General features: G+C 45.3%; 15 protein-coding genes, 1 other RNA gene and 1 pseudogene. 1 reads left to right on the plus strand and 16 read right to left on the minus strand.

Annotated features, from left to right (window positions below):
• Position 1: 1 nt before the first annotated feature.
• From parE to IEX81_RS05490, 8 genes are all read right to left on the minus strand, one after another.
• Positions 2-1972 (minus strand): DNA topoisomerase IV subunit B, encoded by a 1971-nt coding sequence (parE, locus tag IEX81_RS05455; RefSeq protein WP_188802051.1) that lies wholly within the window; start codon positions 1970-1972, stop codon positions 2-4.
• Positions 1973-2080: 108 nt separating this feature from the next.
• The gene (locus tag IEX81_RS05460) at positions 2081-3598 is read right to left on the minus strand and encodes a carboxypeptidase M32 (RefSeq protein WP_188802052.1); all 1518 of its coding nucleotides are present in this window, start codon (positions 3596-3598) and stop codon (positions 2081-2083) included.
• Positions 3599-3725: 127 nt separating this feature from the next.
• Entirely contained in the window at positions 3726-4868 is a 1143-nt protein-coding gene (locus IEX81_RS05465) for a THUMP domain-containing class I SAM-dependent RNA methyltransferase (protein WP_188802053.1), read from the minus strand.
• Between the two features lie 124 nt (positions 4869-4992).
• An RNA gene (gene rnpB, locus IEX81_RS05470) (RNase P RNA component class B) lies at positions 4993-5382 on the minus strand.
• Positions 5383-5455: 73 nt separating this feature from the next.
• Positions 5456-5770: a cell division regulator GpsB gene (gpsB, locus tag IEX81_RS05475; protein ID WP_188802054.1), complete on the minus strand. Its 315-nt coding sequence runs from the start codon at positions 5768-5770 to the stop codon at positions 5456-5458.
• Between the two features lie 69 nt (positions 5771-5839).
• Positions 5840-6421, minus strand: a complete 582-nt coding sequence (locus IEX81_RS05480; protein ID WP_229727483.1) for an SLOG family protein — start codon at positions 6419-6421, stop codon at positions 5840-5842.
• Positions 6422-6606: 185 nt separating this feature from the next.
• The gene (locus IEX81_RS05485; protein ID WP_188802056.1) at positions 6607-7905 is read right to left on the minus strand and encodes a ribonuclease H-like domain-containing protein; all 1299 of its coding nucleotides are present in this window, start codon (positions 7903-7905) and stop codon (positions 6607-6609) included.
• Between the two features lie 2 nt (positions 7906-7907).
• Positions 7908-10166, minus strand: a complete 2259-nt coding sequence (locus tag IEX81_RS05490; RefSeq protein ID WP_188802057.1) for a DEAD/DEAH box helicase — start codon at positions 10164-10166, stop codon at positions 7908-7910.
• Between the two features lie 177 nt (positions 10167-10343).
• Between IEX81_RS05490 and IEX81_RS05495 the strand changes: the two genes are divergently transcribed.
• Positions 10344-11093 carry an SIR2 family NAD-dependent protein deacylase gene (locus IEX81_RS05495; RefSeq protein WP_188802058.1) on the plus strand — a complete coding sequence of 250 codons (750 nt, stop codon included), beginning with the start codon at positions 10344-10346 and terminating at the stop codon, positions 11091-11093.
• Positions 11094-11126: 33 nt separating this feature from the next.
• On the opposite strand, the gene IEX81_RS05500 is transcribed toward IEX81_RS05495, so the two are convergent.
• The 8 genes and pseudogenes from IEX81_RS05500 to menC form a co-directional block, all read right to left on the minus strand.
• Positions 11127-11783, minus strand: a complete 657-nt coding sequence (locus IEX81_RS05500; protein WP_188802059.1) for an HAD family hydrolase — start codon at positions 11781-11783, stop codon at positions 11127-11129.
• A gap of 90 nt (positions 11784-11873) precedes the next feature.
• Positions 11874-13757, minus strand: coding sequence for a thioredoxin domain-containing protein (locus IEX81_RS05505; protein WP_188802060.1), 1884 nt, complete (start codon positions 13755-13757; stop codon positions 11874-11876).
• Between the two features lie 38 nt (positions 13758-13795).
• Positions 13796-13957, minus strand: a complete 162-nt coding sequence (locus tag IEX81_RS05510; RefSeq protein WP_188802061.1) for a DUF255 domain-containing protein — start codon at positions 13955-13957, stop codon at positions 13796-13798.
• A gap of 300 nt (positions 13958-14257) precedes the next feature.
• Positions 14258-15958, minus strand: a complete 1701-nt coding sequence (locus IEX81_RS05515) for a hypothetical protein (protein ID WP_188802062.1) — start codon at positions 15956-15958, stop codon at positions 14258-14260.
• Positions 15959-16100: 142 nt separating this feature from the next.
• The gene (locus IEX81_RS05520) at positions 16101-17168 is read right to left on the minus strand and encodes a mannose-1-phosphate guanylyltransferase (protein ID WP_188802063.1); all 1068 of its coding nucleotides are present in this window, start codon (positions 17166-17168) and stop codon (positions 16101-16103) included.
• 57 nt (positions 17169-17225) lie between these two features.
• A pseudogene (locus IEX81_RS05525) lies at positions 17226-18145 on the minus strand (GDP-L-fucose synthase family protein).
• 18 nt (positions 18146-18163) lie between these two features.
• Entirely contained in the window at positions 18164-19204 is a 1041-nt protein-coding gene (gene gmd, locus IEX81_RS05530; RefSeq protein WP_188802064.1) for a GDP-mannose 4,6-dehydratase, read from the minus strand.
• A 465-nt stretch (positions 19205-19669) separates the two neighbouring features.
• Positions 19670-20776, minus strand: coding sequence for an o-succinylbenzoate synthase (gene menC / locus IEX81_RS05535; RefSeq protein WP_188802065.1), 1107 nt, complete (start codon positions 20774-20776; stop codon positions 19670-19672).
• Between the last annotated feature and the right edge of the window lie 16 nt (positions 20777-20792).

The raw sequence follows: 20792 nt of genomic DNA on the forward strand, positions 1-20792 counted from the left end.
TTTATTCAACACCTTTCACAACTGTCAGGTTCTCATTTTCAAGGATGTTTGTTTCTTCGTCAAGACCGAACGCGACATGAGATTCGATCCACTTGCGGCGCGGTTCAACCTTATCGCCCATCAGGGTCGTCACTCGCCGTTCAGCGTAGGCAAGATCATCAATTTTTACCCGGATCAGCGTCCGGGAATCCGGGTTCATCGTTGTCTCCCATAGTTGATCCGCATTCATTTCGCCCAGACCTTTGTACCGCTGGATGGTGTACCCCTTGCCGATCTTTTTTATCGCTTCTTTCAGGCCTTTCTCGTCCCAGGCATATTCAAGAACTTCTTTTGCCCCCGTCCCGCGACTTACCTTGTAAAGAGGGGGCAGGGCAATATAAACCTTACCCGCATCAATCAGCGGTCTCATGTATCGGTAGAAAAAGGTCAGCAGCAGCACCTGGATATGAGCCCCGTCATTGTCCGCATCGGTCATGATGACAATTTTATCGTAATTGCTGTCCTTGATCGAAAAATCAGCCCCGACGCCTGCACCGATCGCATAGATGATGGTATTGATTTCTTCATTTTTTAAAATATCTTCGAGCCGCGCTTTTTGTGTATTGATGACTTTTCCGCGTAACGGAAGAACAGCCTGAAATTTCCGGTCCCGGCCCTGCTTGGCAGAACCGCCGGCCGAATCGCCCTCAACCAGGTAGAGCTCGTTGCGGTCCGCGTTCTTTGATGAGGCGGGTGTAAGTTTTCCGCTCAGAAGGGACTCTTTCCGCCGTGCCTTTTTGCCGTTCCGGGCTTCTTCGCGCGCCTTGCGGGCGGCGAAGCGCGCCTGCTGGGCCCGGATCGCTTTCCTGATCAGCATTTCGCTCGTCTGTGGATTTTCTTCTAGAAAGTAGGACAACTGCTCGGAAACAACGGTATCGACTGCCGACCGAGCTTCGTTCGTCCCTAGCTTCTCCTTCGTCTGGCCTTCGAACTGAAGCAACTGTTCCGGTATCCGTAAGGAAACAATACCCATAAATCCCTCGCGGATATCGCTGCCGTCAAGATTCTTATCCTTTTCTTTCAGCAGTCCCGACTTTCTTGCGTAATCATTGAATACGCGTGTCAAAGCCGTGCGGAATCCGGACTCATGTGTTCCGCCGTCTTTCGTCCGGACGTTGTTGACAAACGACATCAGGTTCTCCGAATAACCGTCGTTAAACTGGAAAGCGACGTCGACTTCCATATCGTTTGCTTTTCCTTCAAACGAAACAACGGGATGCAGGGTGTCCTTATCTTCATTCAGATAGGAAACAAAAGCCTTTAATCCCTCCTCATACTGATAAACTTCCTCTTTTCCGGAACGTTCATCGGAGAGGACAATCTTCATTCCTTTTTGCAGGAAAGCAGATTCGCGCAGCCGCTCGCTCAGGACATCAAACTGAAAAGTTGTCGTGCTGAAAACAGAGGCGTCCGGTTTAAAATGAATCAGCGAACCGCTTTCTCTGGATGTGCCTATTTTTTCAAGTGTCGACACCGGATGGCCGCCCTGTTCAAAACGCTGTCTGAAAATGGAACCGTCCCGCCAGATCGTGACTTCAAGCCATTCGGACAAAGCGTTTACTACAGACGATCCGACCCCGTGAAGACCACCGCTTGTTTTATAGCCGCCGGTCTGTCCGAATTTTCCGCCGGCATGGAGGACAGTAAATATGACTTCGACTGTCGGCTTACCCGTTCGGTGGATACCTGTAGGCATGCCCCGTCCGAAATCACGGACACTGATACTTCCGTCCTTATGGATTCTGACCAGGATTTCGTTGCCAAAACCGGCCAGAGCTTCGTCAACGGCATTGTCGACAATTTCGTAGACCAAATGATGCAGGCCCCTCGAATCTGTTGATCCGATGTACATACCGGGACGTTTTCTGACCGCTTCCAGACCTTCCAAAATTTGAATGGTGTCATCATCATAGGCCGATACTTGTCTTGCCAAATAAAAAACCCCTTTCACCGCCTGACTGACTTAGCTTCGTAAATAGGCGGTATATTTCTGTCTTTGTAAAAAGGCTGACCAGTCTTCCTTAATAACGTATTTCTCGTTTTAACAATTGAGCCTGTAAATTTCGCTATATTTTTCTGTTAAATAACGGATCAGATAGTCGGGATTAGGTCCCTCGCCTGTCGTGTCGTTCAGGATTTCGAGCGGTTTCTTCAGGCTTCCGAACCGGTGAATATGCTCGCTCAGCCACTGCGTAATGGCCGCAATATCCCCGCTGCGCACGTGTCCGTCAAAATCCGGAAGGTCGCGAAGCATGGCATGCTTGAACTGAGCCGCGTACACATATCCAAGGGCATATGACGGAAAATAGCCGAAATCACCGGCCGGCCAGTGGATATCCTGAAGTACGCCTTCGCGGTCAGTTCCCGGCTCAATGCCGAGATATTCTTTCATTTTTTCGTTCCATACCCCCGGAAGGTCCCTGACTTCCAGATTACCGTCGAACAGTGCCTTCTCAATATCATAGCGCACCATGACGTGCAGCGGATAGGTCAGCTCGTCCGCCTGTGTGCGGATGAAAGAAGGATGGGACTTATTAATCGCCCTGTAGAAGTCATCGAGCGGTACATGGTCAAACTGTCCGCTAGCATAACGTTTCAGCTCGTCATAATGATATTCCCAGAAAGCCTTGCTGCGGCCTATAAAATTCTCAAAGAACAGCGACTGCGATTCATGGATGCCCATTGACGTGCCCTCGCACAGCGGCGTTCCAACCAGATCGCGGGAAATATGCTGTTCATAGATGGCGTGTCCGCCTTCGTGAACCGTTCCGAGCACAGCAGCGATAAAATCGTTTTCACGATAATTTGTTGTGACACGCACATCGCCTGGATTGAGTGTCGTCTCAAAGGGATGCTCTGTTTCGTCAAGCCTGCCCGCCGCAAAGTCATAACCATTTTCACGCAGAATATGTAGGCAAAACGCCTTCTGTTTCTCGGCAGGAAAGTGGACAGATAGGAAACTGCTCTCCGGTTGTTCCTCAGAAGCCCCGACCACCTGTACAAGCGGAATAATTCCCTGACGCAGTTTTCCAAATACCCGGTCGATCGTTTCGACAGTCAGACCCGGTTCATAAAGATCCAGAAGCGCATCATATTTATTTGTCCCAACTCCCCAGTATCTGATAAAATTCCGCTTAAAATCCACTATTTTTTCAAGATAAGGACGAAGCAGCGAAAAATCGCTCTTTGATTTGGCGTCCTGCCAGACACTCTGTGCTTCAGACTGCAGAATGATATACGCCTTATGTTCTTCCGCAGGGATTTTCACGTAATGATCGTATGTTTTTTTTGATTTTTCAATCATCCGCTGGGTCACTTCACTCAGTTCATCCTGTACCGACGGATCGGTCAGCACATCAATATAATGCTTCATCTCATCAGATACAGACCGTTTGAACACTTCATCTGCGAGCGTTCCGACAACCTCAGAACGTTGCGAAATGCCTTTTTTCGGAGCACCTGTACGCATGTCCCATTCCGCCAGAGCAATGGCCTCATTGAAATCCATAATTTTTTTAACGTATTGATAATAAGCCTTCACTGTTTCTTCAACCGGCATCATAACCCCACCTTTTTCTCTTCGCTCATTGAGAAGAACTCTGTTGTCTATTTCTCTTTCCAAAAGATAATGTCCTGCATGAACATCGTAAAAGCACTTTAAGGGATTCGCCTAATCGAACGGATCTTCAACTTTCTTTCGGCTTTTTACGCCCGAAATACTGAAAATAATCCGTTCGGATACGGCCATTATACAACTTTCGTTTCTTTGTTGCCTTCCGGCCGAAGAACGTTTCAAACGCTTCAAACGATGAAATGAGGTAAAAAGACCATGTCTCATTTTTCTGGAAAAGCCGGCCGAGATCGCGGCAGATCTGTTCAATTTGTTCCTGATCGCCCAATCGTTCTCCGTAGGGAGGGTTGCCGATCATGCATCCGTAATCCTGTTTTGCTGTAAAATCGGCGACCTGCATCTGTTTAAACGTGATTAAACCGCCAAAACCTGCCTCCAAAGCATTATGTTCCGAAAGCTCGACCATATTATGGTCAATATCGCTTCCCAATATATTCAGCGGTTGATTATAATTTGCCAGCTCTTCGGCTTCATCACGGACAGCCTTCCACTCGTTTTCCCGGAACATCGGCCAGCTTTCAGAAACAAACGAGCGGTTAAACCCGGGCGCAATATTCTGCCCGATCATGGCCGCCTCGATCGGAAGGGTGCCGGAACCGCAAAAAGGATCGGCAAACGGACGGTCAGGCGTCCAGCGGCTCAAATAAATCATCGCACTTGCCAGCGTTTCTTTTAAAGGGGCGGCGCTGTGAAGCCGGCGATAACCCCGCTTATGAAGACCTTCACCACTCGTGTCAATGGACAGAGTGACGCAATCCTTATTAATGGCGACTTGTATTTTATAAATCGGGCCGTCTTCCGTAAACCAATCTTCGTGGTAACGTGCCTTCATGTTCTCGACAACTGCTTTCTTCACGATCGACTGGCAATCGGGAACGCTGTGAAGCCGGGATTTATACGATTTTCCGGTTACCGGAAATTCAGCATTTTTGGGAAGAAAATCTGCCCACGGCAAAGCTTTCGTCTGTTCAAAGAGGCTGTCGAAGGTCAGCGCCTCAAATTCTCCTATTTTCACTCTCACCCGATCAGCGGTTCTCAGCCAGAGGTTTGTTCTGCAAATATCAATCGGATCTGCCGAAAAAGTAATCCTGCCGTTCTCAACAGTCAGATCCTCATAGCCAAGTTTTCTGAGCTCATCGGCGGCGATTGATTCGAGGCCCATAGCCGTCGTCGCGATCAGAGACAAACTTTTTGCCATCGCTTTGCCCTCCTAAGCGGTTTTCTGTCTTGAAATTTTTGGCGTGCTCTTGGCCCTAACACATTTTTTCACCAACAAAAAAAGCCCGTAAAGGGCTTTTCTTTTTAAAAATGCATTATTCATGTTCTGTAAGCCATGTTCTGTACTTTCGCACTCAAACGGAGCAGTCGCTCCTCGTACAAAAGCGGCAATCATCTATCTACAGAATCATCTGTCCCTTTTTCCGTTTGATTCCTTCCAAAGGGTTCCTCTACCAAGTTTGAGTTTCCCGCTCGAGGGGTTTACCGCGTTCCACTTCTTTCGTTTCCGAAAGAGATCGTCACTATGGCACTTTCAAGATTACTGAGCCATATCCCTGAAAGGGACACAGGCCGGTTCATCTGCCGTTAGTCCAGATAGCTCCGGACTACCCTGGCTTATGACTTCGCCAGGCACGAACACTACGATCATCACAGATCGTGCGAGCATGGACTTTCCTCTATATTCTCAAGGAATACAGCGATCACCCGAACACAAACAATGTCACAGATACACATTATAATTCATTTTTATAAAAGAGTCAACCCTTGTTCGACAGTCTCCGTACTTTATTCATCAAGACGACTGCCGAAAACATGCTTCTCTAGATTAGAAAGCCGCTTTAAGATATCGTAGTTGGTCTGCCCCTGGTTTTCCGGAGCCGACGGGGCTCTCCGTGATTCCCCTCCCGAAAGAAGTTCGCTTTTCAGCCGTTTGTTTTCTTCGCGAAGGCGCAAAATTTCTCCATTAAATGTATCATAGTCATTGATTACAATATCGAGGAATTGATCAACCTCATCTGCCTGATAGCCATGAAATACCGTTTTGAATTCCTTGTGTAAAATATCATTCTTTGTCAGTCTGATCGTTTTTTGATCTGCCATTCTGAATCATCACCCCAAAGTTCGAATCTGATTACATTATATTTTTTCAAATTTGCCTTGCAATGTCAATTACATCTGAGACCAATAATCCGGATTTTGTTCCTGCAGCTCCTCTGCCGCAAATGAAAGATCGTAACGATCGATCATCCGGATCGGATAATCCTGGCACCGGGCTTTTCTTTTAGCCGCAGCCAAACAGTATTTCGGTGAACCCGGAGTCTCCTCATCATAAAGGATCAGGGCTCCATCGGTTTTTGCGACCAGATAATCGTTCTTCTGCCTCAGCTGCACCGGACTTTCATATGGGCGTTTGCTGATCGCTCCTGTAAAATCTGCTGCTTCAAGAATTTGATGATACTGCTCCTTAAGCCAGTCCTTATAGCGTTCTTCCTGATTGAGAAAAGGAACCAGAACGGCAAGGTTAATATCGAGACCGTCTTCTTTTTTCACTTCGAGACATGCGTCGCCTGCCCAAAGTTCGATCCCTGCCTGCCCGCTGATCACAAACCATTTTGTCCCTTGAACGGCTAGTTCCCGGATCTGCCTTTTCAGGCAATGGCGTATAACAGTGATTCCATCGTGATCAGCTGTAAAAATACCAAGTTCATGGGGCTTGTATCCTGTTACAAGTATAGCTTCCGGAGAATCCATGATTTTCCCCCTTTGCTTTTCCATCGAAAGATCCTGGGAAATTAACGACGGAACAGGTTCCTTCGAGGTCTCAAATTGCAAATCATGTCGAATTTACCGAAAAAGTATTCGCAAATGTTCGAGAATTGCCGATTGCGGGCGCTATTTGCGCTTACCCGGGTAATAAAATTTCCGCAATATTTCCGTTATTCACGATTGCGGGATCGTTCTTTTTCTCTTTCCCACTTTTCATCCAGCCGATTAATACGTTTGATGTACGCCGACTCTTTTCTTCCTGCTGCCTCATCCGCTGATTCTTTCAGCTTCTTCCTGAGATACTCAAGCGCGCTTTCCGTATAGCTAATGGCGCTTTCATATTTTTTGAACTGGTGCTCCATCAGTTTCGCAGCTTCGATGTATATATGATCGTTCGGACTTTTGTCTTCGCGAATGACCGACTGCAGCATGGTCAAAGCATGTTCGTAATGGCCTTCCCGTTTGTATAAAGCAGCCATCTGGGCTCTGGACCGAATGCCTGTTATCGAATCGCGAACGGCGAGTCTCCTGAAGAGCGGGAGTGCCCTTTCGTCATCGCCGATCTGAAGATACCATCTGGCGATCTCATAGCGTTCTTCTTCATCACTGGAGACCTTTCCAAGAACTTTATTTGAAAGATGAATATATAAAGCGATGAGAGACAGCACGTCCTCCCGATTGTGTTCGATGATCCCTTTAACAAGCTGTGCGTTCGGTTGTTTAAGAAACTGAAAGTAGAGAAAAGGGGCCATCTTGCCCGGAACATCTTCCTCACGCCCCAGGCCGAGGATTTCCCTTTCTACCGTCTGTAAACGTACGGATTCCAGACGGTTCTTCCACAGGCGTCGTGATGCATGCAGCAAGTCAAAATGGCCAAAGGCCGGAAGGCGGGGCACCTGATCGCGGACGAACTGATGCCGTGTCCTCACTCTCGGCCAATCAAATGCTTTACCGTTAAACGTCACCAGGTTCTTCAGTGAGTGACTGTCACTCAGAAAAGCGTTAAAAAATGCCGCCTCATGCCCAGGGCCCGGAAGAAAATATTGTTTCATTTCCACACCGCCCGAAGTCACATGTGCCAAGCCGATCAGAAAAATCATCTGCCCGGTACCGGACGCCAGCCCGGTAGTCTCCGTATCAAAAAAGAGCAGTTCATCTGCGTCCAGTCCGTATGCGGAAAGCGGATGAACCTGCGATCCCTTCTGCCAGTCTGAAACAGTCTCAAAAAGATCGCCAGCCGAATAGGGGCCGATCCGCGTTTCCAGTTCCAGTTTCTCGGTATGAACAAAAACAGACTCATTGTCAAAATGACGTATCTCTGCACTCATGTCTCGTGCGGCCTGCCGAATTTCACGTTCATAAACATCCGAATCCATGCGCTCGGATTTCTCTTGGCGATTTTGATTTTCTGTCTCCTGCGCCTGATGGAGCTGTTTTTTGTAGAGCTGAAGTTTTTGCTTTAACGACACATTCATCTTTCCCTTAACAGATGCAGCAATGCCTGTTTGGCCGCTTTCCCTTCATTTACGAACCCGATGCAGGAAGGGCAGCCTGATTCACATCCGCATCCCTCGGCCATCTCTTTCGCCCTTTCAAGCAGCTCAGGCATTGCTTCATAGAGTTTTTTACTGAGGCCGATTCCTCCCGGATACTTGTCATAAACAAACACGGTCGGCAGCTCATTGTGCGGCGCCTTGATTTTCGGCACAACGGAAAGATCAGCCTGGTCGCACATGACATAGAGCGGAGCGGCGTGACGAAGCAGATGACTCAGTCCGACGAGTGCTCCCTGGAAAACGTCCTTTCCGAAACGATCGAGCCAGTCCGTGGAAAAACTGATCCACGCGGCGTTGGTATGCATTTCCAATTCGGGCAGGTGGATTCGCCCCCATCCGATATTTTCAAGTGTTTCAAACCGTATTTTCTTGAAAACGGTCGGCAGGGCGCGCACGGAAACGTCACCGTAGCCCTTCTCTGAATGAGCTAAAGGAAGGAGTCCGTGATCATCCGTTTCCAGAACATCGAGCTGAACGGCGAGATCCGAATCCGTGTAATAATTGACATTCACACGCCGGATATACGCCTTCCGTTCTTTCAGGTCCAGCTCGTCCACATGATATTGCCTACCCTGATGGATATAAATCGCATCCTCATAGAGCATGGTCATAGCTCCGAACCGGTCCATCTCTCCAATCACTTTGACATGACCCCTGTCCGTGATATCGACAATAGCAAAAGAATCCTGGACAGCCGAACGGAGACTAATCTCATTAGCCGGAAACGCGTCATTCATCCAATACCATTTGCCGGCCTGATAATGGAGAACGTCTTCATCCGATAAAAATTCGCACAGCTCATCTGCTTGCTGACCGCCGAAAGTGTCACCCTTTTTAAAGGGCAGTTCATAGGCGGAACATTTGACATGATCGATAAGAATCATCAGATTATCGGGATTAATCCGCACCTCCTCCGGTTTTCTGGAGAAGAAATAGTCCGGATTGCCGGCCATGTACTGATCAAGAGGATTGGAGGATGCCACCATGATAATCACCGCATCCTCCTTACGTCTTCCTGCGCGGCCGGCCTGCTGCCAGACACTGGCCATATTGCCTGGATAGCCGGTCATGATACAGACCTGCAGCTGGCCGATGTCGACGCCGAGCTCCAGAGCATTCGTGCTGACCACGCCCATAATCTCGCCGTTTCTCAGACCTTTTTCAATTCTTCTTCTTTCAAGCGGAAGGTACCCGCCCCGATAAGCGCAGATTTTCGCCCGTTCCTCGCGTCCGCTGTTGATCTCCTGAAGGTGGCTAACAAGAAGCTCCACTTTCAGACGGCTTCTTGCGAAAACAATGGTCTGTATGCCATTCTTTAAAAACCGGGCCGCAAGATTCTTTACAGCAAGCATTTCATCTTCGCGAACATTCAATTGTTTATTGACAACAGGCGGATTGTAAAACAAAAAGTGTTTTCGCACACTCGGCGCGCCGTTGCGATCGATCAGAAACATTTTCCGTCCGGTAAGTGCCTCCGCATGTGCCCTTGGGTTGGCAATCGTCGCCGACGTACAGATGAACTGAGGATGACTGCCATAATAGCTGCAGATCCGCTCCAGACGCCGGATCACGTTAGCCACATGGCTTCCGAAAACCCCCCGGTACGTATGCAGTTCATCAATGACGATATATTTTAGATTTTCAAACAGTGAGACCCATTTTGTATGGTGAGGCAGGATGGACGAATGGAGCATGTCCGGATTGGTCATCACGATCTGTCCGGCCCGACGGATCTTCTGCCTGATGTCCCCCGCCGTGTCGCCATCGTATGTATAACTTTTCAGAGGGACCCCGATCTCGTTGATCAGTTCCTCCATCTCATTTTTCTGATCCTGGGCGAGTGCTTTAGTCGGAAAAAGATAAAGTGCCCGAGAAGAGGGATCGGAAAGAACAGTTTGCAGCACCGGAAGATTGTAGCAAAGTGTCTTCCCGGACGCCGTCGGTGTGACAAGAACGAGATTTTTTCCCTCCAGTACGGTCTGAAAAGCCTCCGCCTGATGTACATAAAGCGATTCTATGCCGCGCTCGACTAAGGCCCTTCTCAGCCGCCAGTCCAGTTTTTCAGGAAAGGAGACCGAGGCTGCCTCTCTTCCGGGAATGGTGTGCCAATGAACAATATTCGGATCCTTTTTCAGCATAGCCAGCAGATCCGCCATCGACTGACGTACTTTCATCCTGAGACACCTTCCTTTTCCTTATTTCACAAGGTTCCATTTGGATTACCAGAACGACTTTTGCCTTAAATTATAGCATAACGAATGAGTGTTCGCTATATAAAGCGGATGATTTATTTTACTATAAAAAGAGAGAGCCGGCCATGCATGTTAATATCATAAAGGGGTGTTCGGCATATGAAAACTTTAAATCAAATCATCGCAGGCGATAAGCGGATCGCCGTTCTGACAGGCGCAGGTGTCAGCGTTCCCTCCGGAATTCCCCCTTTCCGGGGAATAAACGGACTCTATCGGCATGCTGATGTTGAGCGCTATCTTTCAATTGACTATTTCGAGAGCCGGCCGGAAGCCTTCTGGGCGTTCTACTGGTCGTTGTTTGACGCCGATCTCCTGCTTGGCGCGAGGCCCAATCCGGTACATCGCTGGCTGAGCAGCCTTGAGCGGAATAAAGAGGTTACTGTGATCACGCAAAACATTGACGGCTTGCATTCGAAAGCCGGTAACCGGCATGTGATCGAGGTACACGGCGCTTTCGACCGCACCGTATGTCCGACATGCGGTTCCGTCTACCCGACCGATTCAATACGGCACAAAAAGGTTCCGCATTGCACGGCCAAAGATTTAAAAGGCGGCATTTGCGGAACCATTCTGAAACCCGATATTGTACTGTTCGGTGAAGCTGTCCGTGATTTTGATCGGGCCGAAAATGCCGTCCGGACTGCCGACAGGCTGCTAATTCTCGGCACATCGCTGACCGTGGCGCCTGCCAGCCTGCTTCCTGTTTACGCGGCTATGAACGGCGTTCCGGTTTTGCTTGTCAACGACCGGCCCGCCGAACAAACGGAAAGCATCGACCACTTTATCAAAGCGGATTTTAATCATTTTGATCCTGATTCTCTTCAGCCGAGTGACAAAAGAAATTTTTAATTTCAGGCTTAATCAAAATATAATGATCACTTTTTACAAGGCTTTCTCGGCTTTAAGCCAATCCATAAACTCATGCACTTTTGTCCAATAATAATCAGGTTTTGCCGGGAAAGAATTGGACTGTGAAACGGGCAGCCACTGAACGGCTGCAGTTTGAATTCCGGCGGCTTTTCCCGCCAGAATGTCGTTGTTGCTGTCCCCTATATAGATGGATGACTCCGGCGCAGCGCCGAACTTTTTCAAGGTTTTTATTATGCCTTCCGGATCCGGTTTCGGGCGGCTGACATCGTCACCTGTGATCACACTTTCGAAGAGGCCTTCAAAGCCGAGTGCTTTTTCAGACAACAAGTAGGCGCGGCGGCTTTTTCCCGTAATCACGCCGATCTTCACATCGTATTCTTTCAATTCCCGCAGCAGTTTCAAAATATCCGCGTTGTCTTCAACATAATCGTGATGCCGATTTTCATAGAACTGATAATAAAAGTCGATGGCCTCCTGAATGTTTTCCCTGTGCCGGAAGTTCTTGGCGATCATGCCGTCTTCGGTCGGACCGAACATCATAACGATGCCTTCCTTATCAAACAACCGGCCGTCGAATTTCTGAAAGGCTTCTTGCATACCGTAAATCGTCAAAGGAAGCGTATTCGCAAGTGTCCCGTCAAAATCAAAAAGTACGGTTCTGAATTTCATTTTATCTCCTCCCCATATCTGATCTCTTTACTTCTCTCTATAGTAATATCATAATGTCTTAGTGTTCATTGTAAAGACAAGGTGAAGCCTCTATGAAGGATCCCCCGCATTCAACTGCCCGAGCAACTGTTTCAGATGAATCACCGGCAGATGGCAGACAAAACCTTCGCATAGGAAATAAGTCGTCCGGCCGCCGATCGGTGAGTAGATCGTTAAACCTTCATTCATTGTTTTCATATTTTCCTGATCACCGGCAAAAAGAATCACTTCCGGAAGAAACAGTGATCGAAGCGTCCGTACCGCCTCTTCAAAGTTATCCCCTGTCAGGCCTTCCAAAACAATCAGTTCTTTCGGAACGGAAGCGTGGAAAAGCAAGGCCGTCAGCATAAACGTGTAGCCGGACGGATAAGCCGAAACTTCTTCCGCAAAAGCGGAAAGTACATTTTCTGCATCTTCCGCATAGTGGCTGTCTCCTGTTCTCTCCGAGAGACGGAGCAGCAGATAGGCAGCCGTGCTGTTTCCTGAGGGGATCGCACCATCATAGGCTTCCTTTGGCCGTATGATCAGTTTTTTCTGCTCATTGCTGTAAAAACTGAACGCCCCGTCCTGTTTATCCCTGAACTGTGCGATCATTTCATCAGCGTAACGTTTCATTTTTTCCAGGTAAGCGGGATTGAACGTTGCTTCATAGAGGGCCTCACAGGCGAGCGACAGAAAAGCATAGTCATCCAGATAAGCGGAGTACTTCGCTTCACCATCGCGAAAACGCGCCATTAATTTTCCATCCCGGATCAAATAGGTTTCAATAAACGTAAAAGCAGATTCCGCCAAGTTTACATAATTTTTTTTATGTATCGCTGCACCTGCTTTTGCCAGCGCAATGATCATGAGCGCGTTCCAAGAAGTCAGAATCTTATCGTCTTTGTGAGGATGTATACGGTCGTCTCGTGCTTTAAGTAACTTCTTCCTCCCCTGATCTAAAGCTGTCGTGAGCTCCTGTTCATTGACGGAGAATTTCTTAGCCAGGTCGGCCGGATCAGTCCCAATCAAGTTCGGTATACTCTTCCCTTCAAAATTTCCATCGGGAGTCACATGGTAGGCGGCACAGAAAAGCTCCGCCTGCTTTTCTCCAAGAACTTTACGCACTTCATCCTGAGACCAAACATAGTACTTGCCTTCGACCCCTTCTGAATCCGCGTCCTCCGCAGAGTAGAACCCGCCCTCGGGATCACGCAGTTCCCGTTCACAGTAAGTGAAAATATCATCAACGGTTTTTTTATAAGATGAATTTCCGGTGACCTGAAAAGCTTCCGTATAGGCCATCGCTAAGAGCGCCTGATCATAGAGCATTTTCTCAAAATGCGGAACAAGCCACTTTTCATCTGTTGAATAGCGGGCAAATCCGCCGCCGATATGGTCATGGATGCCGCCCGCCCTTATCGCATCAAGCGTCTTTCTGACTATTTCGGTTGCCTGCCCATTTTTTCTCGACCGGGCATAGCGGAGTAAAAACATCAGCTGATGCGGCGCCGGGAACTTAGGCGCGTGACCAAAACCGCCATGCTGCGGATCAAAGTTTTGTAAAAGCTGCGAGAAAGCCGTGTCCGCAATATCTTTGGCAAGGGGCAAACGCCTCCTCGTTTTCTCGGAAAGTGTTTCGACAATCTGATTCCCTAAACGTTCAATTTTATCGGGGTTCTCGTCATACTGCTGTTTTAGTGAAATGAGGACATCTTTAAATCCCGGGCGCCCATAGATGCTTTGTCTCGGGAAATAGGTTCCTGCATAGAAGGGTTTCTGATCCGGTGTCAGAAACACGTTCAAAGGCCATCCGCCTTGTCCGGTGAGTGCCTGACATACTTTCATGTACACCGCGTCAATATCCGGACGTTCCTCGCGGTCCACCTTGATGGATACATAATACTTATTTAATATCCTTGCTGTCTCCTCATCTTCAAATGACTCGTGCGCCATGACATGGCACCAGTGACATGTAGCTTTACGATACCAACTCAGGAATACCCAATAGATACGAAAACAGGTTTATTTTCGCGTTTCGCTTTGTCAAATGCATCTTCTCCCCATGGATACCAGTCAACCGGGTTATATGCATGTTGAAGCAGATATGGGGATTTTTCAGCGATTAATCGATTGGGTTTCTTATTGGTCGGCATAGAACCACCTTCTTTCTTTTCGGGATTTCTTTTTTATCTTACCCTAAAGAATACAGGAAACACTAATCTTTTGCGGTCCTTAAAAAAAAAAATAAAAACCGTACGTTTGAATAAATCATCGATCGGTTCTTAAGGAAGACTTTATTTTATGACTGCGAACTTTTTCTCTTTGTAAAACCTCTCTTTTCTGAATGGAAAGGATCATCACTCACTGAGAAATGATTAAAGGATTGAAAGGAAGGTGGAATAGTTTATCATCCTTATTACAACTCTTCTCTTTTAGGGCAAAAATGAAATGTATCATCTAATTTCAATACCGCTTTTTGAAATGACGATGTCCCACATTTTACTGTTTAATTCGTAATAACTCGCATCAGGATACAATTTTCTCAGATACTTTCCCATAACAATGCTGTCAATCAAATAATTATTAAGCCCTTGATCCCATTGCTGAGGATGAATTTCATGATATCCAATTGGATTTAATAGTCGTTTCGTGGTTTTATTTATTGAAGCCGGAACACAGACCATCCACCAGTCCCAGGCGGGCTGTCCCATACAGAGTCCGTCATCTGGATAAATTGAAATTAAGTTTTTATCAAAAAAGAAATAATCAACGCCATTGCTGAGCGTGCCATGGGAATCACTAATATGGTTGACATCAATTCGATGTCCATAAACAAGACTGTCTAATGCTTCTTCGTAAATACCGTTAACGAAATCCTGCTTTACATCTTTAAATTGGATATCAGAATTGATGATTCCGACAACATCATAATCCGTGCTATCCAGGTAACGCATAAAATCATAGATGTAAATATAGGGTTTTCCGTATTTTTCTTTAGCACTTCTTTCTACAACATGGAACTCGATATCAGGGAAATACGATTGAAGATTGTCTGCTTCTTCTTTGGTATTCAAAGAAACGACGTCAAAACCCGCATATAACCATGATTGTATGGCCCTTTTTTGTGTCTCTATCCGATCAGGTCCAATAGAAGTGGCAACTAAAATGGGTTTAAGGTTTTCTCGATTTGAAATGACAGGAATTTCTGTTTCTTTATTCTGCGTTTCAAGTCCCGCATTTGAATCATCTTCGAGAGCATATTCCGCATCTTCCATCTTATATTCAATCCCGCTTTTTGAAATAACGATGTCCCACATTTTACTATTTAGTTCATCTTTTGTTGCATCGGGATACAATTTTTGAAGATAATTTTTGAAAACGATACTTTCGATGAGATACTGGTTAAGCGATTCATACCACTCCTTGGGGTGGATTTGATGCAGGGCGATTTTGCTTAACACCCGCTTCGTAGGTATATTTTTTGAAGCCGCAACACAGACCATCCACCAGTCCCAAGCGGGCTGTCCTATACAAAGTCCATCATCCGGATAAATAGAAATGACGTTTTTATCAAAAAAGAAATAATCAACTCCATTTCTAAGGGTGCCGTAGGAATCATTAAGATTCTTTACATCAAGCCGATGTCCGTAAACAAGACTGTCCGCTGCTTCTTGGCAAATAAAATCCAGAAAATCATCCTGAACACCTTTAAAGTGGATATCGGAATTGACAATGCCAACAATGTTATAATCCGTGCTGTCCAGATAGCGCATAAAATCATAAATATAAACATAGGGTTTCCCGTATCTTTCTTTAGCGCTTCTTTCAACGATATGGAACTGCATATTAGGGAAATGGTGTTGAAGCCGATCAGCTTCTTCTTTAGTATTTAAGGAAACGACTTTAAAACCTAGTTTCAACCATGTGTCAATTGCTGTGATCTGTGTTTCAATTCTGCTGGGTGTAACAGAGGTTGCGATCAATATACTTTTTGTACTTTCCGTGTTCTTTGATCCTTCACTATCTTTTAATTCATTATTCTCTTGATCGATTCGTTCGGTTTTGCTTTCTGTAATTTTTTCCACTCTATCCTGAAGGGCTCTAAAGCTGAAATTTTCATGTTTTTGAAAGATACTCAATTGATCCGACTGCATAAAACACCTCTCCCTATAAATTTTCTTCCAAAAACAAAATATGCCGTCTTCTAAAAGTCTTCTATTCTTTAATCATCGAATGCCATTTATTGACGAAATCCATTCTAAAAGAATCATGGTTATCTTACCTGAGCGGCCCGGTTTATAAATATTTTTCATATCCATTTTTCTTTAGCATTCTAACAAGAGCTTTCACGTCCTGTGCCCTTGTTTTCGGACACACAATAACCATACCATCGATTTCCATGATGATCATGTCACTAAGTCCTATCGTAGTTATTAGACTATCAAGACTGTAGATCGTGGAATTCTCAGTATCTATGCCCAAATGTTTTCCAAAGATAGAATTATTATGATCGTCTGTGGCGAGTAAGATGGAAACAGCGTCCAGGCTTCCTATGTCGTACCAATCGAAATCGCCTTTTATCGCAAGCAAGTTATGACTTTTTTCAAGGAATGCATAGTCAAAGGATATATCTTCCAGACTGCTGTAGGCGGTTTCAATACTGGAGAGAAAATCAGAAGTCCCTTTATAAGTTAAGGCCTCAGATAATCTTGCATAATGTTCGGGCATGAGATGCCGGATCCCAACTGCTAATACGTGTAATTGCCCAGCAACCATACCGCTATTCCATAAATATTTATCCGCTTTGACATAGTCTTCTGCAGTTTCTCTATTCGGTTTCTCCTTAAATTGAACGACTTTTGATATCCCTTTTTGATCCTCGGAATCTATTTGAATATATCCGAACCCTGTGGACGGATAAGTCGGTTTAACACCGATGATCATTATTTTTCCACTGCTTTCAGCCGCCTGATAAGCCTGTCTAACGGTATTTTGATAATCAGTCTTATTCTTGACATAACTATCTGCCGGAATAAAACAGACCACTCCGCGGCCAAACATTTTTTCTAAATATAAGGTTGCGTAGGCGATGGACGCTGCCGTATTTTTTTTTAGGGGATCCGAGATTATATTTGAAATAGGAATTAAATCCTTAACGGCTTCTTTTGTCATATCAAGATAAACTTTGCTTGTAATGACAAAGCAATTTTCTGCTGGAATCACTTCACATATACGTTCAATGGTTTGAACGAGAAATGACTTGTTGCCATCAACACTAATAAACTGCTTAGGTTTACTTTCCCTGGAGAGAGGCCACAGCCTTGTCCCAGAACCTCCTGCCAGAATGACAGCGTATTTTTCCATATCATGCACTCCTGTTGGTTTAATGTAGATTGCTCAGAATTTAAGAATTCAAACAGACTATGATTTCTGACTTTGAATGTAAGAATCATAAGTCATTTTGAGTCCTTCTTCTAAGCCGATCTTTGGTTTCCACCCTAATTTTTCTATTTTGGAATTATCTAATAATTTTCTGGGTGTTCCATCCGGCATACTCGAATCAAACATGATGCCGCCTTTGTAACCAACTATTCTCTTAATAAGCGATGCAAGATCTTGAATGCTTATTTCTTGACCTGTGCCAATATTAATGTGTTCACTGCCATCATAATTTTCCATCAGATAGACGCATGCGTCTGCCAAATCCTCTGCAAATAAAAACTCTCTTAGAGGGGTTCCCGTACCCCACAATTCCACAGTCGGTTTATTTAATCTTTTAGCAACTTCCATTTTCGATATTAGGGCAGGAATCACATGAGAATCATCAAGATTGAATTTGTCATTTGGGCCGTAAAGGTTTGTAGGCATCGCACTGATAAAATTCATGCCATACTGTTCTCTATAATATCTGCACATTTTGAGTCCTGATATTTTTGCCAGAGCGTAGGCTTCATTTGTCGCCTCGAGCGGTCCTGTCAATAAATATTCTTCTTTAATCGGCTGAGGACACAGCTTGGGATAAATACAAGAGCTGCCTAAAAACAGAAGCTTCTTGACTTTATAGTTAAATGCGCTTTTTATCACATTACACTCTATGAGCAGATTATCCATGGCAAAGTCCGGTTTGCTCCTATTCCCCCAACTTTGGCTGCTGCCAAAAATACATAGTCAATTTTCTCTTCTGCAAAAAAATTTTCAACTGCTGCCTGATTCGTTAGATCAAGCTCTTCATGGGTTCTTCCGATTATAGTCTTATAACCCTTTCTGTTAAGACTTCTTACCAGAGCGGAACCGACAAGTCCTTGATGTCCTGCCACAAATATTCGGCCGTTTTTTTCCATCGCAGTCAACACCTTTTGCTATTCATAATTTGTTGAATAACCATTTTGATCGCTTTTAACCATCATTTCGACGAGTTGTTCAAAGGAAACTTTTTCCCCCCAGCCAAGTTTGTTCTTCGCTTTAGAAGGATCCCCTAAGAGTAAATAAACCTCACTTGGTCTGAAGTACTTGCTGTTGACCGATATCAATTCTTTGCCGGTGTCCGCATCGATACCTTTCTCATCTAAACCTTCACCTGTCCAAATCAATTTAATGCCGGCAAATCTAAAGGCAAGTTCGCAAAATTCCCTCACAGTATGTGTCTCTCCCGTAGCAATCACATAGTCGTCAGGCCGATCCTGCTGAAGCATTAACCACATCGCTTCCACATAATCACCGGCAAACCCCCAGTCCCTTTTTGCATTTAAATTTCCTAAAACGAGCTTTTCCTGTTTTCCGTTCAATATATTGGCGATCCCTGTTGTAATTTTTCTGGTCACGAAGGTTTTGCCTCGTCTTGGCGATTCGTGATTAAAAAGGATTCCGTTGCAGGCGAACAAACCATACGCTTCCCTATAGTTCACCGTTATCCAGTAGGCATAGAGCTTCGCTGCTGCATAGGGGCTTCTCGGATAAAAGGGGGTGTTTTCGTTCTGAGGGATCTCTCTAACCATGCCATATAATTCACTCGATGAAGCTTGATAAAATCTAATATTTGGATTTATTTCTTTAATGCATTCCAGTATACGCAAAGTACCTAATGCATTAACGTCCGATGTGAATTCCGGAATATCAAATGAAACCCTTACATGGCTCTGGGCTCCCAGATTATAAAATTCAGCTGGTTGAATCGTGTAAATTAATTTACTTAAACTATTTGAATCACTTAAATCTCCATAGTGGAGAAATAATCTTTGTTGATCGTTGGATTGGTTTTTCAATAAGTGATCGATTCTTTCAGTGTTCGGGGAACTGCTTCGTCGAACAATGCCATGAACTTCATAGCCCTTCCTGAGAAGAAGCTCGGCTAAATAGGATCCGTCCTGCCCAGTAATACCGGTAATTATGGCTTTTTTCATTAGTTCAACACCTCATATCTCAATTACTTTATACGTTATTAATTTTTAGGCATTTTTGATTGTACTAGCACCTATTTATCGAAAAGTTGACGGATTGCCTGGCTAAAAGCAACACTTCCTCACGAAATGCTTCAATGGAATTTTCCGATAATCTATTTTTCCAGTCTATTTGTGAATCAAAGATAAGGCTGATTCTGGCAAATCAATTCTTCAGATAGAATCTCTGAATAGTCCGCTGAGACGCAGCGCTTTTTCGCAGCTGACATAAGCTGCCCGATTAGAGCCGGTTTCGATGGGTTTGACGAGAGAAAGCCTAAAGGGGAAAACATATAAGTTGGCTGAAGACCGGGATGTGGGGCATTCTACCTGAGCATAAATAATAGAATGATTGGGACAAAACAAATGAGCGTGTTCGTTTTCTTGTTTGAACATTTTAGGAAGTAGAGGTATGAAATCGAAGAAAAATTACTTTTTGAACATTATGTGATTGAGTGTCATTAATTCAAGCTGTTTTTGATTAATCTTAAATCCAATCCCCGCACCGTTCGGAACATGGATAAAACCATTTTCGACATTAATTTCAGGTTCGATTATATCGTGCGGCCAGTAACGCGAGGAAGCGAACAAGTCTCCAGGAAGTGTGAAGCCTTTAAGCGCCGAAAGTGCAATATTGTGAGCTTTGGCCACACCGAATTCAATCATTCCTCCGCACCAAAGAGGGACTTGTTCCTTCAGGCAGAGACTGTGGATTTTAATGGCCTCGGTCCAGCCGCCCACTCGGGCCATTTTCAAATTAACGACCTTGCAACTTCTGAGTTTTAAAGCTGAACGTGCGTCATTAATCGAGCATATACTTTCATCCAGGCAGATCGGTGTTTTGATTTGATTCTGTAAAATCGCATGCTCCGCCAGGTCGTTGTATGAAAACGGTTGCTCAATCATTTGCAGCTTAAATGCGTCTAACTCTTTCAAATGTTCCAAATCCTGCAAAGAATAGGCTGAATTGGCGTCAGCCATCAATGATATATCTGGGAATCGGCTTCTGATCAAAGAGATCAATGCTACGTCTGTCGCACGGGAAATCTTTATTTTGTAACGCTGATAACCAGATGCTGAATAATGTTCAATCTGCCGCACTGCCTCTTCGCTATTTCTCGCAGCGATCACGGCACCTGCGGCAACTTTTTTTCTCACCGCGCCAAATAACCGGCCGATATACACATTTTTTTCCTTTGCGTACAAATCCCATATAGCCTGACTTAAGCCTGATTTGGCCATGTTGTTCCTTCGGATTCCGGACCATCGTGAATCCAGCTCTTGAGGCTCGGAAAATTCCTTTTGAAGAGTAATGGGAATTAAATAGTCGCGAAGCATAAGCCAGCACGTGGCGATTGTTTCCTCCGTATACCAGGGACTTGAAAAGGGATCGGCTTCTCCGTAGCCGATTCTTCCCTCTCGATCTTTTACTTCAATAATAATGGCTTCCCGCTTTGTAACTGTTTCAAGATGAGTGATGAAAGGCGTTTTCAGCGGTGATGAAATTAATCGAAGTGTAATCGAATCAATCTTCATGTCATCACCCCAATTA

It is taken from the genome of Sporolactobacillus putidus (assembly GCF_014647035.1).
Taxonomy (GTDB): Bacteria; Bacillota; Bacilli; order Bacillales; family Sporolactobacillaceae; genus Sporolactobacillus; species Sporolactobacillus putidus.